Origin of the sequence: Amycolatopsis nivea, from assembly GCF_004522235.1 — a bacterium.
Taxonomy (GTDB): domain Bacteria; phylum Actinomycetota; class Actinomycetes; order Mycobacteriales; family Pseudonocardiaceae; genus Amycolatopsis; species Amycolatopsis nivea.
The window spans coordinates 101,693-118,056 of sequence record NZ_SDLT01000010.1 but is presented as its reverse complement, the minus strand read 5'-3'; the positions used below and the strand labels follow the sequence as shown (position 1 = coordinate 118,056).

Genomic DNA, 16,364 nt, shown 5'->3' with positions numbered 1-16,364 from the left:
CGAGCCCAGCAACTCGGCCAACGTCCGCAGGCTTATTCCGTCGAAACGATCCAGCACGACCACCGCATGCCCTGCGAGAGCGACAACGGTCTCGGCGACGCGTCACGCGCGCCCTCGCACAAGATCTTGAGCAGTTCAGCGTGTCCAGCACCGCGGCCGCAGCCTGCTTGGCGACGCCTGTCACGCGGTTTCTGTTCGGTGAGCTCACTGTGCCACCTCAGGGTCGAGCCGTCGCCCCGTCGACCGCCGACTCCTGAAAGGCAGCGAAGACGGCCGAGCTGGCCACGCTGGAACCTTTGGACTGATGCGCGCTAAAACAGAACGACAGTGTCGAAAGCGAACCCGGGGAAACGTATCTATCGCTCACCGCAATCAAAGAACCAGGCGTCATGCGGAGGCAGGGTCCGCGTCCAAGCCTTCTTGGCGCGCGAAATCGCCGTCCCCGCTGACGCAGTCATGCCTGGTCCTCATCGCCGAAGAGAGGCACCACCGTGACTGATCGAGCAGCGGCATTGCGCGAAGAATGGGCCGCGTCGATCCTTTGTGGGCGGTGATGTCCTACCCGGATCAGCGAGGAGGAAAGTGGACGATCGACGAATTCCCCGCCGCGGTCGAGGTGCCTCGGCCCTCGCTGCGGGAGCGGAAGACCAGTTCGCGCCGCCGCTCAGTGCGCGTGGGCGGCGAAGCCGATCAGGAATTGGGAGAAGACAATCGCGAGGACCACTGCGAAGGCGAGGAATCCCAACGCCCAACGGCGTGCGTTGAGCAACGGCAGCTCCCGGGCGTCCGGCGCGGGTCCGGTTTCGGATGCGGACATGACTTCAGAGTTCCTTCCGGTAGACGATGTCGATGACGACGGCGGCGATCGCCGCGGCCGCGACGCCGATGCCGACGAAGACCCAGCCCGCGCCGCCTGCCCCGGAGCCGGAATACCAGCCTTGCGAGTAGATCAGCACGAGCACGGCCAGCAGGAGAGCGCACAAGACGATGAGTCCGGACAGGCGGCGCAGCTTGGCCCGAGCGCTGCGGCGCAGGTAGGCGTCGGCGAGCGCGTCGTCGTCTGGCCAGTCCGATGTGGACGGTCGGGTGGACATGAGTTCTCCGTTCAGGAACGCAAGCGCGTCAGGTGGGCTTTGGGTTCGGTGACGATGAAAAGGGTGCCGACGATGGTGATCGCCGAACCGACGATCACGTAGGTGCTGAACGGTGCACCGTAGACAGTGAGGGAGAAGAAGGCGATGAAGAAGAACGCGAGGGTGTTGGTCAGCACGCCGCCGCGCACCGCTCCGGCGTAGGAGATTCCGATGTAGTAGCCCATGATCATCCAGATCGCCCAGCCCAGCCCGATCACCGCGCCGATCGCCACGAGCCGCGGCTGGGACCAGGCGGCCGCGGCGATGTGCCGGCCCTCCGGGAACAGCGCTGCGAGCAGGATGTCGGCGATGAGCAGTTCGAGGAAAGCCCGCCACCACAGGAAACTCTCCGGCGGCATCAGGTCGGTGCCCGCGGTGATGGCGAAGCTCTCGAAGCCCCAGGTGAGCACCGCGGCCACGATGATCAGCAGACCGACCACGAAGTACCAGCCATGCGTCGGGGCGCCGAGTTCGCCGCCGGAGACGGCCAGCCAGATCCCGGATGCCAGGGCCGCGAGACCGACCAGAGTGGACGCGCGGAGGATGCGTTCGCGGTAGAGCACAGCCGCGATGATCGCTCCGACCACCCCGGCGAGCCCGCCGATCGAACCGGCGAGAGCGCCACCGATCAGGCCCGAGGCGGCGGCGAAGCACAAGTCGCCCACGAACCCGCCGACCGCGACGAACAGATTCCACCAGCTGACCCGGTGGCCGAGAATCCGCGCGGCGTCTCGCCAGGTGCCGGTGACGAGCAGGAAGATAGCGATGGCGAGGACGCCGAAGGGCACCTGCAGTGCGGCCACGAGAACGAACGCGCCGGTCGGCTGCTGCCGGTCGAACGGCGGCGCGGAGACGATCGACCCCAGCAGGCCGAAGGCGAGGCCGAGGGCGGGCGCGGCGAGGATCGCGTAGATCATCCCCATCCGGGTTTTCTTCCCGTCGGCCAGGCGCGATCGCTCGGCCAGCGCGGTCGCGGCCGGGTCGGGCGCGCTCATGCGACGTTCCCGGTGCGCGCGGGCAGTTCGACCGGCAGGTACCGGCGAAGATCGAGCTGGTACTCGACAAGCCGCCTCGCCGATGCGGCGAGCCGGTAGCGGCGCAAGAGATGGCCCCGGTGGCTGCGGTGTTCGAGCACCTCCAGCCAGCCGACGGTGGACAGCCCGATGAGGTCCTCGCGCAGGCCGGACAGTTCGGCGTCGCCGTAGTGCCGGCGCAGTGCCCCGAACAAGTGGTGCTCCCACAGGCCGTCTTCGCCCAGGTGGTAGAGCACCATGACCGCCTGCATTTTCGGTGCGGGTTTCATCGTTGAAACTCCTTCGCGGGTGGACAAATGTTTCCGAGATCGGCGCGGGTCAGGCCCGCCAGACGGTCTTGGCGTTGACGAACTCGCGAATGCCGTGCGCCGACAGTTCGCGGCCGTAGCCGGAGTCCTTGACCCCGCCGAAGGGCACGCCGGGGAACGAGGCAGTGAGGCCGTTGACGAACACTCCCCCGGCCTCGATCTCGCGCTCCGCGCGGTCGATTTCCGCCGCGTCGCCGGTCCAGACGCTCGAGCTGAGCCCGAAGTCCGAGTCGTTGGCGAGCCTGATCGCTTCGCCGAGATCCGCGACGCGGTGCACGCAGGCGACCGGGCCGAAGCATTCCTCCCGGTACAGCCGCATGTCCGGGGTCAGTCCGGAAAGGACGGTCGCCGGATAGAAAAAGCCCGGTCCGTCCGGCGTCCGGCCGCCGGCCAGCACCGTCGCGCCCTTGGCGACCGCGTCGGCGACGAGGGCTTCGACCTCTCGCCGTCCGCGTTCGGTGGCGAGCGGACCGAAAGTGGTGCCCGGATCGCGGGGATCCCCGGCGATCGTCGCCGCCATCCCTTCGACGAACCGGACGGTGAACTCGTCGCAGACGTCGGCGTGGACGTAGTAGCGTTTCGCGGCGATGCAGGACTGCCCGGCGTTCTGCACCCTGGCGGTGACCGCCGCTTCGGCCGCCCGCTTCAGGTCCGCGCTGGGAAGGACCAGGAACACGTCCGTGCCGCCCAGTTCCAGGACTGTCTTCTTGATGTGGCGCCCGGCCGCTTCGGCTACGGCGGAGCCGGCCGCGACGGAGCCGGTCAGCGTCGCCGCCCGGATCCGCCGGTCGGCCAGCAGCGGGGCGACGTCCTTCGCTTCGATCAGCACCGCGGGGAAGGACCCGGGCGGAAAACCGGCGCGGTCGAACAGATCGCTCAGGTAGAGCGCGCATTGCGGCACGTTGGAAGCGTGCTTGAGCAGTCCGGTGTTGCCTGCCATCAGCGCCGGGGCGGCGAACCGGACCGTTTGCCAGATCGGGTAGTTCCATGGCATGACCGCGAGTACGACACCGATCGGGTCGTACCGCACAACGAGGTCCGACGCACCGGCCGCCGCCGGATCGACTGGCCGTTCCGGTGCCAGGTAACGTTCCGCGTGGTCAGCGAAATGGCGCATTCCGGCGGCGGACTTGAGCGCCTCGTAGCGCGCTGATTCGAGGGTCTTGCCCATCTCCGCGGTGATCAGCGCGGCGACGGCGTCCGCCTCTGCTTCCAGCAGGTCCGCCGCTCGGTGCAGCCATTCGGCGCGCTGGGCGAAGGTGGTGCGGGACAAGATCCGGAACGCGCCGTCCGCGGCGGCGATCCGGGCTTCGACCTCGGCTGGGGTGTGCGCGGCGAATTTCTTGTGGACCTCGCCGGTGGCGGGGTCGACGCTGGCGATCGTCATGAATGTCCTTCCTGCAAAGGGTGGCGTCGCGCGGACCGGGAGCCCGGTCCGGCGGCCGGGTGCGGCGGCCGGAGCCGTCAGGTCGAGGCGAAGCGCCGGGCCAATGCGGTACCCGCGCGCCGCAGATACCGCGCCGGGTCGGCGATCGCCCGGGCCTGGCTGCCAGCCAGTTCGGAAAGGTCTTCGGCGGCCTGGAACAGGCCGGCGATCGGTGCGGCCACCCGCCCGGCGGCCAAGAACGCGGGCACCCGCGCCGCGACGGCGAGCGCCGAGACGTGCCCGGCGAGTTTTCCCGACCGCGACTGCGCGTCGAAGCGTCCCTCGCCGGTGAGGACGAGGTCCGCGGCCGCGACCGCGGCGGGGAGCCCGGCCAGCAAACCCAGGAATTCGCTCCCCGGCGCAAGCTGCGCTCCCCAGGAGATCAGGCCGAACCCGGTCCCGCCCGCCGCGCCGGCTCCGGACGTCGCCGGGTCAGCGTCCAGCAAGCCCGCGAACTGCCGGAGATTGCGTTCGGCGGCGGGCAGTTCGTCCGGCGAGAACCCTTTCTGCGGGCCGAAAATCGCCGCCGCACCGGCCGGGCCGAACAGCGGGTTCGTCACGTCGCTCAGCACCAGCGCGCCCGCGGGCGGCACGGGACGAAGCCGCGTCCGGTCCACGGTGTGCAGCCGGGCCAGACCGCGATTGCCTGGCGGAACCGGGTTTCCCGCCTCGTCGAGCAACCGCGCGCCGAGCGCGGCGAGAACGCCGGCACCGCCGTCTGTCGACGCCGACCCGCCCAGCGCGAGCAGCAGCCGACGCACGCCGGCGTCCAGCGCGGCGGCGATCGCGCGACCGAACCCGAGCGTGTGCGCCTCGGCGGGGCGCGGCCGGTCGAGCAAGCCAAGACCGCTGGTGGAGGCGAGTTCGACGACACCGGTGCCGTCCGGAAGCAGGAGCCAGTGCGCACGCACCGGCCGGTCGTCGGGGCCAGGCACGACGACCGGCATCCGGCGTGCTTCGGGCACGGCCGCGGCTACCGTGTCGAGGGTGCCCTCGCCGCCATCGGCGAGCGGCAGTTCGCGCAGCACGTCGTGCTCGCGCTCCGCGGCCCAGCCTTCGGCGAGCCACCGGGCGGCCTCGGCGGCGCGGACTGAGCCTTTGAACGAGTCCGGGGCGACGAGAACGCGAAGTGCCTTCTTCGTGCCTGTCATCCCGTCGCTCCCACCGCGCGGCCGAACGATTCCACCACGCGCCGGGCGACCCGCTCCGGGTCGTCCTGCCAGAGATCTTCGTTGAAGATCTCCACCTCGACATCGCCCCGGTAGCCGGCCTCCTCGACGAGCCCGGAGATCGCCGCGAGATCGGCATGTCCGGCACCGGGCAGGCCGCGGGCGAGCAGCGCGTCGGACGGCAGCGGCGTGACCCAGTCCCCGACCTGATACGAGACGATCCGGCCGGTCGTTCCGGCGCGGCGGACCTGCTCGGCGAGGCACGGATCCCACCAGACGTGGAAGGTGTCGACGACCACGCCGACCCGGCCCGAGGGAAACTGCTCGGCGAGGTCGAGCGCCTGGGCCAGCGTCGAGATCACTCCCCGGTCCGCCGCGTACATCGGGTGCATGGGTTCGATCGCGAGCACCACTCCGGCCGCCGCCGCGTCGTCCGCCAGCACGCCCACCGCGTCCCGCACCCGGTTCCGCGCGCCCGCGAGGTCGCGGTCGCCCTCGGGCAGTCCGCCCGCGACGAGCACCAGTACCGGCGCCGAGCCCGCCGCGCCCGCCTCGGCCAACACCGCGGTTTCTTCGATCGCCCGCCGGTTTTCCTCGAGCGCGGCCGCGCGATCGTGCCCCGTGACGAACCCGCCGCGGCACAAACTGGAAAACCGCAACCCCGAATCCGCCAGCATCGCGGCCGCCTTCGACAGCCCGACCTCGGCGACAGGTTCCCGCCACAACCCGATCGCCGGAATGCCGGCGTGTTGAGTGACCCGCAGCGCGGCCGCGAGATCCGCGTGCCGGATCGTCGCCTGGTTCAACGACATCCGCGGATGCGCGGTCATGCCGGGATCCTTTCGCCGAAGCCGTGCACGGCAAGCAAATCGGCCCACCGCCGCGCCGCCAGTTCGGGATCGACCAGCGCCCCCGCCTCGTCAGCCAAGCGCACCAATGCGGACAGGTGCGGCAGGCTGCGGGCCGCGTGCAGGCCGCCCACCATCGCGAAGGCGGGCTGATAGCCGTTGAGCCAGGCCAGGAACGCGACACCGGTTTTGTAGAACTCGGTGGGAGCGGCGAAAATATGCCGTGCCAACGCCTCGGTCGGACCGAGCACCCGCCGGTACTCCGCGTGGTCGCCCGCGTCGAGTGCGCGCAGCGCGGTGGCTGCCAACGGGGCGAACGCGGCGAAGGCGCCGAGAAGCGCGTCGGAACAGGCTTGGCCGTCACCGGCGATCAGGCTCACGTAATGGTAATCGTCCCCGGTGAACAACCGGACCCCGCGAGGCAGCCGCGCCCGGAGCGCGATTTCCCGGCCCGGGTCCAGCAGGCTCATCTTGATCCCGCGCACTTTCCCGGCATTCTCTTCGACGATCCGAAGCACCGCCTCGTCCGCTTCGGGCCCGAAATAACCCGCCAGCTGCCGGTCGAACGCCTCCCCGAGCCAGTGCAGGATCACCGGGGCCCCAGCCTGCGCCAGCACCTCGCGGTACACCTTCTCGTAGTCGCTCGCCGACGTCGCCGCGCGGGCGAGATGCCGGCTGGCCATCAGGACGACCCCCGCGCCGTGGTCTTCGGCGTAGTGGAGCTGAGCCGCGTACGCATCGACGATTTCGCTCAGCGACAAGGTTTCCTCGAGCCGGTGATCGGTGCTGGCTCCTACTACCAGCGCTCCCCCTACCGAGGCCGCTTCGGTCGCGCTGCGAGCGATCAGCTCGCGCGTCGCGGCCGCGTCCAGACCCATGTTGCGCTGTGCGGTGTCCATCGCGTCGGCCACTCCGAGGCCCCATGACCACAGGTGGTGGCGAAACGCCAGCGTGGAGTCCCAGTCCAGGTCCGCGGGCGCGCCCGGCACATTCTGCGCAGTCGCGCGCGGAACGACATGGGCCGCGGCGTATGCGGTTCGCGCGCGGAACGGCGCGTCGGGACGGGTGAGCGCCGGAGCCTCCCGCAAGGTGTGTTCGGTGACGCCGGCGTCCGCGTCGACCAGGGTCACCCTCGTCATTTCGCTGCCCCGCTGGCCATCGCCCGCGGCACCTCGAGCGGCGCGAGCTCGACTCGCGCACCGGTCCGGGAGCTCTGCAATCCCGCTTCGGCGAGCCGAACCCCGCGCGCGCCCGACAGCAGGTCGTAGGGGTGCGGATCCCCGTCGACCACGTGCCGGACGAATTCCTCCCACTGGGCCCGGAAGCCGTTGCCGAACAGCTCGTTGTCCGGGATCTCGCGCCAGTCGGCGGCGTAGTCGTGGGACTCGGCCAGGTCGGGGTTCCACACCGGGCGGGGCGTGCCGTCACGGTGCTGCGCCCGGCAGCCGAACAACCCGGCGACCGCGCTGCCGTGCGTGCCGTCGACCTGGAACTCGACGAGTTCCTTGCGGTCGACGCGTACCGTCCAGCTGGAATTGAGCTGCGCGATCACGCCGCCGTCGAGTTCGAAGATCGCATACGCGGCGTCGTCCGCAGTGGCCGGATACGACGCGCCGGTCTCGTCGTACCGGGTCGGGATGTGCGTCACCGCCCGCGCGTAGACCGAGCGGACTTCCCCGAACAGGTTCTCCAGCACGTAATTCCAGTGCGGGAACATGTCCACGACGATGCCGCCGCCGTCCTCGGCCCGGTAATTCCAGCTCGGCCGCTGCGCCGGCTGCCCGTCGCCCTCGAACACCCAGTAGCCGAACTCCCCGCGGACCGACAGAATCCGCCCGAAGAATCCGGACCGCACCAGCCGTGCCAGCTTCCTCATCCCCGGCAGGTAAAGCTTGTCGTGCACGACGCCGTTGGGCACACCCGCGTTCTGGGCCAGCGCCGCGAGTTCAAGAGCTTCGGGCACCGTCTCGGCAGTCGGCTTCTCCGTGTAGACGGCCTTGCCGGCGGCGATCGCCCGCCGCAGCGCGGCCGCGCGTGCCTTCGTGACGAGGAAGTCGGCATAGACGTCCCACTGGCCGTCGCCGAGCGCGGCGTCGAGATCGGTGGTCCAGTCCGCGATGTCGTGCCGGCGGGCCAGTTCGGCGAGCTTCGCCCCGTCCCGGCCGACGAGCAAGGGCCGGACCTGGACGCGCTCGCCGCTGTGCAGCGGCACCCCGCCCTCGTCGCGCAGCGCGAGGATCGACCGGACGAGATGCTGCCGGTAGCCCATCCTCCCGGTCACGCCGTTCATGATGATGCCGATGCTTCGCTGAGCCACGGGGCCTCCTGGGACACCTGGTCGGATCGGTCCGGACCGGTCAGGGCCGGATGCAGAGAACGCGTTCCCGCCACGATCACTGTCGCTCGGAAAGCGCTTTCCAAACTAGATTCGTCGAGTGCTCCCCGTCAAGCCCCCAGGCAGGCTCGCCGCCGGGAATTCCGGAAAGCGCTAGCATCGCGGCTGTGAGTCCTCGACGTTCTCCCAGCCCGGCCGAGCCGGCCGGCAGCGTGGCCACCCTCGCCGACGTCGCCGAGCGCGCCGAGGTCTCGCTCGCGACCGCGTCCCGGGTGCTCAACGGCAGCACACGCCAGGTGAAGGAAGCGTTGCGGGCCAAGGTGATCGCCGCCGCGGCGGAACTCGACTACTCGCCCAACGCCCAGGCGCAAGCGATGGCGCGCGGCAACACCGCCACCCTCGGGCTGATCGTCCACGACATCGCCGACCCGTACTTCTCCAGCATCGCGGCCGGCGTCATCGCCGCCGCGGGCGAGCGGGGCCTGCTGGTCACCGTGGCCAGCACCCAGCGCGACCCCGAAGCCGAACTCCGCCACGTGGAGCTGCTCCGCCGCCAGCGCGCGCAGACCGTCGTCCTCGCCGGGTCGCGGCTCGACGACGCCGCCCTGCTCGACCCGATGCGCACGCTGCTGCGGAAGTACACCCAGGGCGGCGGCCGTGCCGCGTGCATCGGCCAGGACGGGCTCGGCATCGGCACCGTCGTCGTCGAAAACCGGCTCAGCGCGGCCGCGCTCGCCGACGCCCTCCACCGCGCCGGACACCGGGCGTTCGCGGTGCTGACGGGTCCGCCCTCGCTGCTCACCGCGCGCGACCGCGCCGAGGGCTTCTGCTTCGGATTGTCCGAGCACGGCGCGGAACCCGAGGCAGAGCACCAGATCCCCGGCGACTTCACCCGGACTGGCGGCTACGAAGCGACGCGTGCGCTGCTCCAGCGAACCGGAGGACGCCCGCCGGTCGACTGCCTGTTCGCCGTCAACGACGTGATGGCGCTCGGCGCGCTCGCCGCCGCGCGCGAAGCCGGCCTGCGAGTGCCCGAAGACATCGGCATCGCCGGATTCGACGACATCAGCCCGTTGCGCGACGTCGTGCCCGCCCTCACCACCGTCCGCCTGCCGATGACGAACATGGGCGCGGAGGCGGTGAAACTCGCCCTCGACGACCACGCGGGCGCTCCCCGGCGCCACCGCGTCCGAGGCGAAGTCGTGCTCCGCGACAGCACCCGCCGCCAGTAACCGATCGTTGCGCTGACGACCTCGCGCTCGCTTCCCCGGCAGCCGCATCGAACACCCCTCTTGCGTCCGGGCAGCACAACTCGTACGGTTCCCGGAAAGCGCTTACCAACGGCGGTGTGCGAGAGGAATCCCATGGAAGAAGCTGACGTCCTGGTCATCGGCGCGGGAGCGTCCGGCGGAGTCGCGGCGGGAGCGCTGGCGAAGGCCGGGTTCGACGTGGTCTGCCTGGAACAGGGCGAATGGCCCGACCGGGCCGACTACCCCGCCCAGCGCGACACCTACGAACTCGAAGCGCGCAAACAGTGGTCGGCGAGCCCGAACGTGCGGCAGAGCCCCGCCGACTACCCGATCGACGACAGCCGGTCCGCGGTCGCGCCGCTGATGTATGCCGGGGTCGGCGGGAGCACGATCCTTTACGCGGGCGACTGGCCGCGGCTGCTGCCGTCCGATTTCCGCGTGCGCTCCCTCGACGGCGTCGCCGACGACTGGCCGTTGCGCTACGCCGACCTGCGACCGTTTTACGAACGCACGGACGTCGCCTTCGGCGTGTCCGGCGCCGGCGGCGACCCGGCTTATCCGGACGGCGCCGAACCCCCGCTTCCGCCCCTGCCGATCGGCCGGATCGGCGCGAGGATGGCGAAAGCCCATGACAAACTCGGATGGCACTGGTGGCCGGCCGCGCAGGCGGTGCTGTCCGCACCGCACCAGGGCAGGCGTCCGTGCGTCCAATTCGGATCGTGCATGCAAGGCTGCCCGGAAGGAGCCAAGGCGTCGACCGACCTCACCCATTGGCCGGCCGCGGTCGCGGGCGGCGCGCGGCTGCTGACCGGGGCCCGCGTGGCCCGGATCCTGATGTCCGCCAAAGGACTCGCCGCCGGCGCCGAGTACGTGCTCCCCGACGGTTCGTGGCACACCGTCCGGGCCGACGTGGTGATCATGGCCGCCAACGCCGTCGGAACCCCGCGGATCCTGCTCAATTCGGCCACCTCCGCACACCCGGACGGTCTCGGCAATTCCAGCGGCCTGCTCGGGCGGCGGCTGATGGTGCACCCGTTCGCCAACGTCACCGGCTACTTCGACGCAGACCTGGAAAGCTGGCGAGGACACGTCGGCGCGAAGATCACCTCGTACCAGTTCTACGAAACAGACACCGACCGAGGTTTCGTGCGCGGCGCGAAATGGAGCCTCGCCCCGACCGGCGGCCCGCTGAACGCCGCCCTGCCGACCCGCGCGGGCGAGCAGACCTGGGGCCCCGCGCACCACGAGCACGTCAAGCGCCACCTCGGCCGGACGATCAGCTGGGGCATTTTCGGCGAAGACCTGCCGGACGAGAACAACCGCGTCACGGTCGACAGCGCGCTCACCGATTCCTCCGGAATCCCCGCCCCCCGGATCGAGTATTCCGTCAGCGACAACTCCCGTCGCCTGCTCGACTTCCACATCGCGCGGGCCAGCGAATCCCTCCGTGCGGCCGGAGCCTCCGACGTCGCCGCCGAATCGCTCATGCGCTACTCCGGCTGGCATCTCCTGGGCACCGCGCGGATGGGCGACGACCCGGCGAGGTCGGTGGTCGACGAGCACGGGAAATCCCACGACATCCCCAACCTGTTCATCGTGGACGGGAGCGTGTTCGTCACCTCCGGCGGCGTCAACCCGACCAGCACCATCGCCGCGCTCGCCCTGCGCGCGACGGAACATCTCATCGCGAACCGCCGGAACCAGCCCGTCCCCGCCTGATCGGAGCCACCCATGACCGCGACCACCGGCCGCCCCCTTCCCGCCGAGTGTCGGCACTGGCTGCGAGAACTCGCCGACGACCTGATCCCCGCCGCCGACCCGATGCCGTCCGCCGCCGCGGCCGGCATCGACAGCGGACAGCTGGACATCGTCCTGCGAGTCTTGCCGAACCTCGTCGACGACCTCCTGCGCGCCTGGCGGGCCACCGCCGCCCTCCCCTCCGGTGTCGCCCTCAAGCAATTGAGCGAACTCGACGAGGCCGGGCACCAGGCGGTGCTGCTCGCGGTCGCGGGCAGCTACTACACGAACCGAACAGTGCGCGACTTGCTCGGCTACACCGGCCAACAACCCAGGACCGTGCAGATCGCCGAGGACATCGACGAGGACCTGCTGCTCCGGGTCGTGGAACGCGGCCCGATCTACCGGCAGGCGTGACCGCCGATGCGGGACTCTCCCTCTGCCGAGTCCTTCCCGGGCGAGTCCCCAGAACTGCGATATTGCGTGGAGCTCTTCAAGAAGTGCAATTTTTGCAACTCAGCTGTTTATGAATAACAGCTTCATGACCTTCGCTTTTAAGGGAGGCCCAGCAGCGCAGACTTCAAGGGCGTAAAATCTCTCGAGAAAGCATCCTTTCGGGACTCTTAGCGCAGCCACATTCACTGCTCACTGACGGTGTCGTTTCGCCTAGCGGGTCCACGCGGCACCGCCCCGCCGTCGGAGGGGGGCGGTGCCGCTTATTCGGCTTACTCAGGCGTCATGGAGGTTTCGTCCCGCGGTTTCCGGGCTTCGCCACGCGGCCACGGCAGCCCCGAGGCTCATCAGCAGTGCGTAGACAGTGAAGACCTGCTGCAGGCCGATGCTGTGCAGCCACGTGTCGAGCAGCGGCGCGGTGCCGCCGAAGACCGCGATTCCCAATCCGTACGGGATGGCGACGCCGCGCGACCGCACGCTTGTCGGGAACAACTCCGCATAGAACGCGGTGTTGGCGGCGGTCGCGGCGGACAGCAGCACCAGCGAAACGGACATCGCGATCAGCATCTGCCACCACTCGCTGCCCATGATCCACACTACCGGGAAGGCCAGGACAGCGGTCGTGATGCCATACACCAGGAAGTTCGCGCGCCGGCCGAATCGGTCGGAGAAACGTCCCCAGAACGGCGTGGCGACGATGTAGATCGCCTGCGAGACCAGGGCGACCGTGAATGCCGTCTGCTTGTCCGCTCCATAGGAAACGATCGCGTTGGCCGCGCCGTTGACCACCCAGGAATAGAAGGTGACCGTGATCCCGGCTGTCATCAGGAGAACGCGCAGCATGCCGCCGCGGTGCTCCCAGAGATCCTTGAACTGGGACGGCTTCGGGGCGTGGTCCGCGTTGCGGGCGGACTTCTCCGCGTGATCGGTGAACGCCTCCGACTCGTGCAGGCTGCGGCGCAGGTACAGACCGAACAACCCGGTGAAGCCACCGAGGATGAAGGGGATGCGCCAGGCCCAGGATTCCATCTGCTCGGCGGTGAACGCGGTCGTGAGCACGGTGCCGATGGCCGTGGCCGCCATGATGCCGAGAATGAGCGCCATTCCGTTGAAGCTCATCCACAGCCCGCGGCGCTTGGACGGGGCGATCTCGGCCGAATACGAGTACGCGGCAGCGTTTTCCCCGCCGTATCCGAAACCCTGCATGATCCGGGCGACGATCAGGATCACCACCGCGGCGACGCCGATGCTGGAACTGGTCGGGCTCACCCCGATCGCGAGACTGCCCGTAGCGGTGACCGTCATGGCGATCACCATGGCGGTCTTGCGGCCGCGTTTGTCGGCCAGCCAGCCGAAAAAGACGGACCCGGCCGGACGGAACAGGAAGCCGACCGCGAAGACCGTCAGCACCGACAGGGTCGCCCCGATCGATCCTGCGCCGCCGAAGAACTGCTTGGAGAAAAACGGGGTGAAAATGCCGAAGACGGCGAAATCGTAGTATTCGAGGACGATGCCGAGCACGGTGCGGACCATCGCTCCGCGGGACTTGCTCTCTGCCCGGGTTTTCTTCTCTGTCGTTTCGCCCAGCACGACTCCTCCTTGAGTCTCGGGGTTGCTGATGAGTCGACTAGCCGCGGTGAACGCTGCCGAGGCCGCGGGCGAATTCCGCGATCGCGGCGCACAGGGCGGCCGGCTGTTCCGGCGCCAGCGCGTGTCCCGCGTCCGGGACGGTGCGCACGGTCACCCGTCCGCCCAGCATCGGCTTGAACACGCCGGGCACGACGACCGCGTCGAATTCCGCTTGCAGGTCCAGCAAAGGAACGGAACCTCCGGCGAAGTACGAATCGATCGGGGTGACGGTCCGCGCGTGCGACTGCGCGTCGTGCGCTTCGCGATACCAGCCGGTGAGCCACGGCCGCGGATCGTTGCCCGGAGCGAAGAACGCTTGCTCGAGGTACTCGATCCGCTTCGCTTCGGGCAATCGCGGGTCGCCCGCCCCGTCGATCGCTTCGCGCATCCTCCGGTACGGCTGCTCGGTCGAGCCCGGCGGCATCTTGCCCGCCGAAGCGGCGGCCATGACCAGGCCTCGCACGAGATCGGGACGGTCGACCGCGAGCATGCGGGCGGGCTGGCTGCCCCAGGCGTGGCCTGCGACGACCGCGGGTCCCGCTCCTTCGTGGTCGAGGACGGCGGCGACATCCGCGGCGAAGTCGTGCAAGTCCAGCCCCTCCATCGGCCCCGAGCTCCGGCCGATGCCGCGCGGCTGCGGCCGGAGCACCCGGAAGCCTTCTGCTGCCAGCAACCGGGCGACCTCGTCGTAGTCCTCGGCGCCGCGGCCAAGGGACGGGAGGATGACGATCAGCGGTCCGTCGCCCTGCCGGAGCGTCTCGATCCGCACCCCGCGACCTGCCGGGACCACGATGCGTTCCGGGGTCGCCAAGGCGCGTCCCGCCGTTCCGCGCCCGGCGGGCAACCGGCTGTGCACTGCGTCTCCGCGGTTCACCGGGCTCCCTCCGTCTGGATGCGCACGAGCGCGTCGAGCGCGAGAACGCCCTCTCCTGCGGCCCGCACGACAAGCGGGTTGATCTCGGCTTCGACGACGTCCGGTTCGTGCACGGCCAAGGCCGACAGGCCGACGATCGCCCGCGCGAGCGCGTCGACGTCCCCCGGCGTCCCGCCCCGATATCCCCGCAGCGAAGCCAATCCCCGGACCTCCCGGATCATCTCGTGCGCCGTCCCGAGATCTACGGGTGCGAGCCGGGTCGCCGAGTCGGCGTACAGCTCGGCCAGCACTCCGCCGGTGGAGAGAACGACCATCGGGCCGACGTCGCGGCTTACGCGGTAACCGAGGAGGACTTCGACGCCCGCACCGTCGATCATTTCCTGCACCAGGACGCGGTCCAGCGCGATCGCGGGGTCGTAGGCCGCGACCGACGCGACGATCCGTTTCGCCGCGTCGCGGATTCCGTCCGCGTCCTCGACGCCGAGCACCACCCCGCCCGCGTCCGTCTTGTGCGGAAGCCGATCCGACAATGCCTTGACCACGACCGGATATCCGAACGGCAGCCGCGTCGGCCCGTCGAGCTCCGACACCTCCAGCGCCGCCGATGCCGGTGTCCGCACCGAGTGCTTTTCCAGCAGGCGACCGGATTCGCGCTCGTCGAGCGTCGCGGTCTCCGCGTCCGGACCCCCGGGACGGAACTCCGCGCCCACCGTGCAGCCGCGCCGGCCGAACGCCGCGGCGATGACGTCCGCGCCGGACTCGGGAGTGCGGAACGCCGGCACCCCCGAAGCATTGAGCAGCGCTGCCGCATCGGGTGCTTCCGGGAGCGCGAACGCGACGACCGGCACCGGGTGTCCGCCTCGGGCGGCGATCGCTTGCACGGCGAGTTCCGGATTGAGCCGGGCCGACGAGCCGATGACGAACACGATCAGGTCGAATTCGCCGCTGTCCTGCATGAGCCGCAGCGCCTGGGTCACGATGTCGTGCCGGGCGCCGGCGAGGCCCAAGTCCGCGATCAGGCTGTGCGGAACCTGCGCGCCGCCGGCGTTCATCGCGGCGACGAGGTCCCGGCTGGGAGCGGCGACGTTCAGCCCGCGCACGGCGAGCTGGTCGACCATGACGGCCGCGCCGCCGCCGGTCGTGGTCACCACGCCGATCCGGGGAGAGCGCGGCTCCGCGCCGGACGGGATCCGTTCCAGCAGCGCCGGGGCCTCGATCAGCCCCTCGAAGTGCGACACCCGCGCGAAGCCGCAGGCGCGGAAGAAGGCTTCCGATTCCGCGTCCTCGCCGGCGAGCGCACCGGTGTGCGAAACCGCCAGCGCCGCCGCTTGCTCGCTGCGCCCGAGTTTGTAGACCGCGACCGGCTTCCCCGCCTCGGCAGCTGCCCGCGCGAACGCGGCGAGGTCTTCCGAACGGCGCAGCGACTCGAGGAACAGCGCGTAGGAGGTCACGTTCGGGTCGTCGACCGTCGCCAGGCAGATCTCGCCGAGCGACAGGTCCGCCTCGCCACCGGTGGAGACCAAGCCCGCGAAGCCGACGCCCCGGCCGCGGGCGCGGCTGACGAGGGCGCCGATGACGCTGCCCGACTGCGACGCGACGAACACTCCCCCGCACGGCGTGCCCGGTTCCCCGAAGGCCGCGTTCCCGGTGAGCATCACGCCGGCCGCCGGGTGCACGACGCCCAGGCTGCTCGGGCCGACGACCCGGACCGGCCCTTCGGCCGCCGCGGCACGCAACCGGTCCTCGCGGGCGAGTCCCTCCGGACCGTCTTCGGCGAATCCGGAGGACAGAACGGTCGCCACCGGAACGCCGATCCGGGCGCACTGCCCCACGGCCTCGATCGCCGCCTCGGCACCGGTCACGATGTAGACGTGGTCAGGGACCTCGGGCAGGTCTTCGAGACTGGGCCAGGCCTTCTCCCCCTGCACGGTCTCCCGCCGCGGGTTCACGAAGTACGCGGCGCCCCGGTAGCCCGCCTGGGCCAGGAACCGCTGCGGGCGGCCGGTCGTCTTGCCGGGATCGTCGGAAGCCCCGACGATCGCCACCTTCTCCGGATACAACAGCGGGCGGGCGAGGCTCGCGAAAAGGTCGGTCATGCTGCGCTCCTTGCGCGTCTGGAAATCGACGGCGCGGCCTGGCCGCGCGGAGTGAGGTTCTCGACGGGACCG

The 16,364-nt window shown here is 70.2% G+C and carries 15 protein-coding genes; 3 read left to right on the top strand and 12 right to left on the bottom strand.

What is annotated here, in order from left to right; translation table 11 throughout:
• Positions 1–664: 664 nt before the first annotated feature.
• The 9 genes from EIZ44_RS44685 to EIZ44_RS14530 all read right to left on the bottom strand — a co-directional run bounded on the left by EIZ44_RS44685 (position 665) and on the right by EIZ44_RS14530 (position 8,235).
• The gene (locus EIZ44_RS44685) at positions 665–817 is read right to left on the bottom strand and encodes a hypothetical protein (protein WP_167754124.1); all 153 of its coding nucleotides are present in this window, start codon (positions 815–817) and stop codon (positions 665–667) included.
• A gap of 4 nt (positions 818–821) precedes the next feature.
• A complete protein-coding gene (locus tag EIZ44_RS14565) occupies positions 822–1,094 on the bottom strand; it encodes a hypothetical protein (RefSeq protein ID WP_134729094.1) in 273 nt (90 codons plus the stop codon).
• Positions 1,095–1,105: 11 nt separating this feature from the next.
• A complete protein-coding gene (locus EIZ44_RS14560; RefSeq protein ID WP_134729092.1) occupies positions 1,106–2,128 on the bottom strand; it encodes a DMT family transporter in 1,023 nt (340 codons plus the stop codon).
• Positions 2,125–2,436 carry a hypothetical protein gene (locus EIZ44_RS14555; RefSeq protein ID WP_134729090.1) on the bottom strand — a complete coding sequence of 104 codons (312 nt, stop codon included), beginning with the start codon at positions 2,434–2,436 and terminating at the stop codon, positions 2,125–2,127. Before EIZ44_RS14555 ends, EIZ44_RS14560 begins: the two co-directional genes overlap by 4 nt.
• 49 nt (positions 2,437–2,485) lie before the next feature.
• Positions 2,486–3,862 carry an aldehyde dehydrogenase AldH gene (gene aldh / locus EIZ44_RS14550; protein ID WP_134729088.1) on the bottom strand — a complete coding sequence of 459 codons (1,377 nt, stop codon included), beginning with the start codon at positions 3,860–3,862 and terminating at the stop codon, positions 2,486–2,488.
• A 77-nt stretch (positions 3,863–3,939) separates the two neighbouring features.
• Complete coding sequence (locus EIZ44_RS14545; RefSeq protein WP_134729086.1) at positions 3,940–5,052, bottom strand: glycerate kinase; 1,113 nt, start codon at positions 5,050–5,052, stop codon at positions 3,940–3,942.
• Entirely contained in the window at positions 5,049–5,900 is an 852-nt protein-coding gene (locus EIZ44_RS14540) for a sugar phosphate isomerase/epimerase family protein (protein ID WP_134729084.1), read from the bottom strand. The genes EIZ44_RS14545 and EIZ44_RS14540 overlap by 4 nt, the downstream gene beginning before the upstream one ends.
• Complete coding sequence (locus EIZ44_RS14535; RefSeq protein WP_134729082.1) at positions 5,897–7,057, bottom strand: DUF993 family protein; 1,161 nt, start codon at positions 7,055–7,057, stop codon at positions 5,897–5,899. The genes EIZ44_RS14540 and EIZ44_RS14535 overlap by 4 nt, the downstream gene beginning before the upstream one ends.
• The gene (locus EIZ44_RS14530) at positions 7,054–8,235 is read right to left on the bottom strand and encodes a Gfo/Idh/MocA family protein (protein ID WP_205673147.1); all 1,182 of its coding nucleotides are present in this window, start codon (positions 8,233–8,235) and stop codon (positions 7,054–7,056) included. The genes EIZ44_RS14535 and EIZ44_RS14530 overlap by 4 nt, the downstream gene beginning before the upstream one ends.
• A gap of 185 nt (positions 8,236–8,420) precedes the next feature.
• Here EIZ44_RS14530 and EIZ44_RS14525 point away from each other — a divergent pair, with 185 nt between their 5' ends.
• The 3 genes from EIZ44_RS14525 (at position 8,421) to EIZ44_RS14515 (ending at position 11,657) form a co-directional block, all read left to right on the top strand.
• The gene (locus tag EIZ44_RS14525) at positions 8,421–9,485 is read left to right on the top strand and encodes a LacI family DNA-binding transcriptional regulator (protein ID WP_240691301.1); all 1,065 of its coding nucleotides are present in this window, start codon (positions 8,421–8,423) and stop codon (positions 9,483–9,485) included.
• Between the two features lie 132 nt (positions 9,486–9,617).
• Entirely contained in the window at positions 9,618–11,222 is a 1,605-nt protein-coding gene (locus EIZ44_RS14520; RefSeq protein WP_134729078.1) for a GMC family oxidoreductase, read from the top strand.
• A gap of 12 nt (positions 11,223–11,234) precedes the next feature.
• Positions 11,235–11,657, top strand: coding sequence for a hypothetical protein (locus EIZ44_RS14515; protein WP_134729076.1), 423 nt, complete (start codon positions 11,235–11,237; stop codon positions 11,655–11,657).
• 312 nt (positions 11,658–11,969) lie between these two features.
• On the opposite strand, the gene EIZ44_RS14510 is transcribed toward EIZ44_RS14515, so the two are convergent.
• Genes EIZ44_RS14510 through EIZ44_RS14500 form a run of 3 tightly spaced genes read right to left on the bottom strand, consistent with a single transcriptional unit; the run spans position 11,970 to position 16,292 of the window.
• Positions 11,970–13,283 (bottom strand): MFS transporter, encoded by a 1,314-nt coding sequence (locus tag EIZ44_RS14510; RefSeq protein WP_134729074.1) that lies wholly within the window; start codon positions 13,281–13,283, stop codon positions 11,970–11,972.
• Between the two features lie 37 nt (positions 13,284–13,320).
• Positions 13,321–14,196: an alpha/beta fold hydrolase gene (locus EIZ44_RS14505; protein WP_205673146.1), complete on the bottom strand. Its 876-nt coding sequence runs from the start codon at positions 14,194–14,196 to the stop codon at positions 13,321–13,323.
• Complete coding sequence (locus EIZ44_RS14500) at positions 14,193–16,292, bottom strand: acetate--CoA ligase family protein (protein ID WP_134729072.1); 2,100 nt, start codon at positions 16,290–16,292, stop codon at positions 14,193–14,195. The genes EIZ44_RS14505 and EIZ44_RS14500 overlap by 4 nt, the downstream gene beginning before the upstream one ends.
• Positions 16,293–16,364: the final 72 nt, after the last annotated feature.

What these genes read in the sequence shown, in the direction of transcription:
- EIZ44_RS44685 (WP_167754124.1), bottom strand. Translation starts at nt 817, where the DNA reads ATGTCCGCATCCGAAACCGGACCCGCGCCGGACGCCCGGGAGCTGCCG.
- EIZ44_RS14565 (WP_134729094.1), bottom strand. Translation starts at nt 1,094, where the DNA reads ATGTCCACCCGACCGTCCACATCGGACTGGCCAGACGACGACGCGCTC.
- EIZ44_RS14560 (WP_134729092.1), bottom strand. Translation starts at nt 2,128, where the DNA reads ATGAGCGCGCCCGACCCGGCCGCGACCGCGCTGGCCGAGCGATCGCGC.
- EIZ44_RS14555 (WP_134729090.1), bottom strand. Translation starts at nt 2,436, where the DNA reads ATGAAACCCGCACCGAAAATGCAGGCGGTCATGGTGCTCTACCACCTG.
- aldh (WP_134729088.1), bottom strand. Translation starts at nt 3,862, where the DNA reads ATGACGATCGCCAGCGTCGACCCCGCCACCGGCGAGGTCCACAAGAAA.
- EIZ44_RS14545 (WP_134729086.1), bottom strand. Translation starts at nt 5,052, where the DNA reads ATGACAGGCACGAAGAAGGCACTTCGCGTTCTCGTCGCCCCGGACTCG.
- EIZ44_RS14540 (WP_134729084.1), bottom strand. Translation starts at nt 5,900, where the DNA reads ATGACCGCGCATCCGCGGATGTCGTTGAACCAGGCGACGATCCGGCAC.
- EIZ44_RS14535 (WP_134729082.1), bottom strand. Translation starts at nt 7,057, where the DNA reads ATGACGAGGGTGACCCTGGTCGACGCGGACGCCGGCGTCACCGAACAC.
- EIZ44_RS14520 (WP_134729078.1), top strand. Translation starts at nt 9,618, where the DNA reads ATGGAAGAAGCTGACGTCCTGGTCATCGGCGCGGGAGCGTCCGGCGGA.
- EIZ44_RS14515 (WP_134729076.1), top strand. Translation starts at nt 11,235, where the DNA reads ATGACCGCGACCACCGGCCGCCCCCTTCCCGCCGAGTGTCGGCACTGG.
- EIZ44_RS14500 (WP_134729072.1), bottom strand. Translation starts at nt 16,292, where the DNA reads ATGACCGACCTTTTCGCGAGCCTCGCCCGCCCGCTGTTGTATCCGGAG.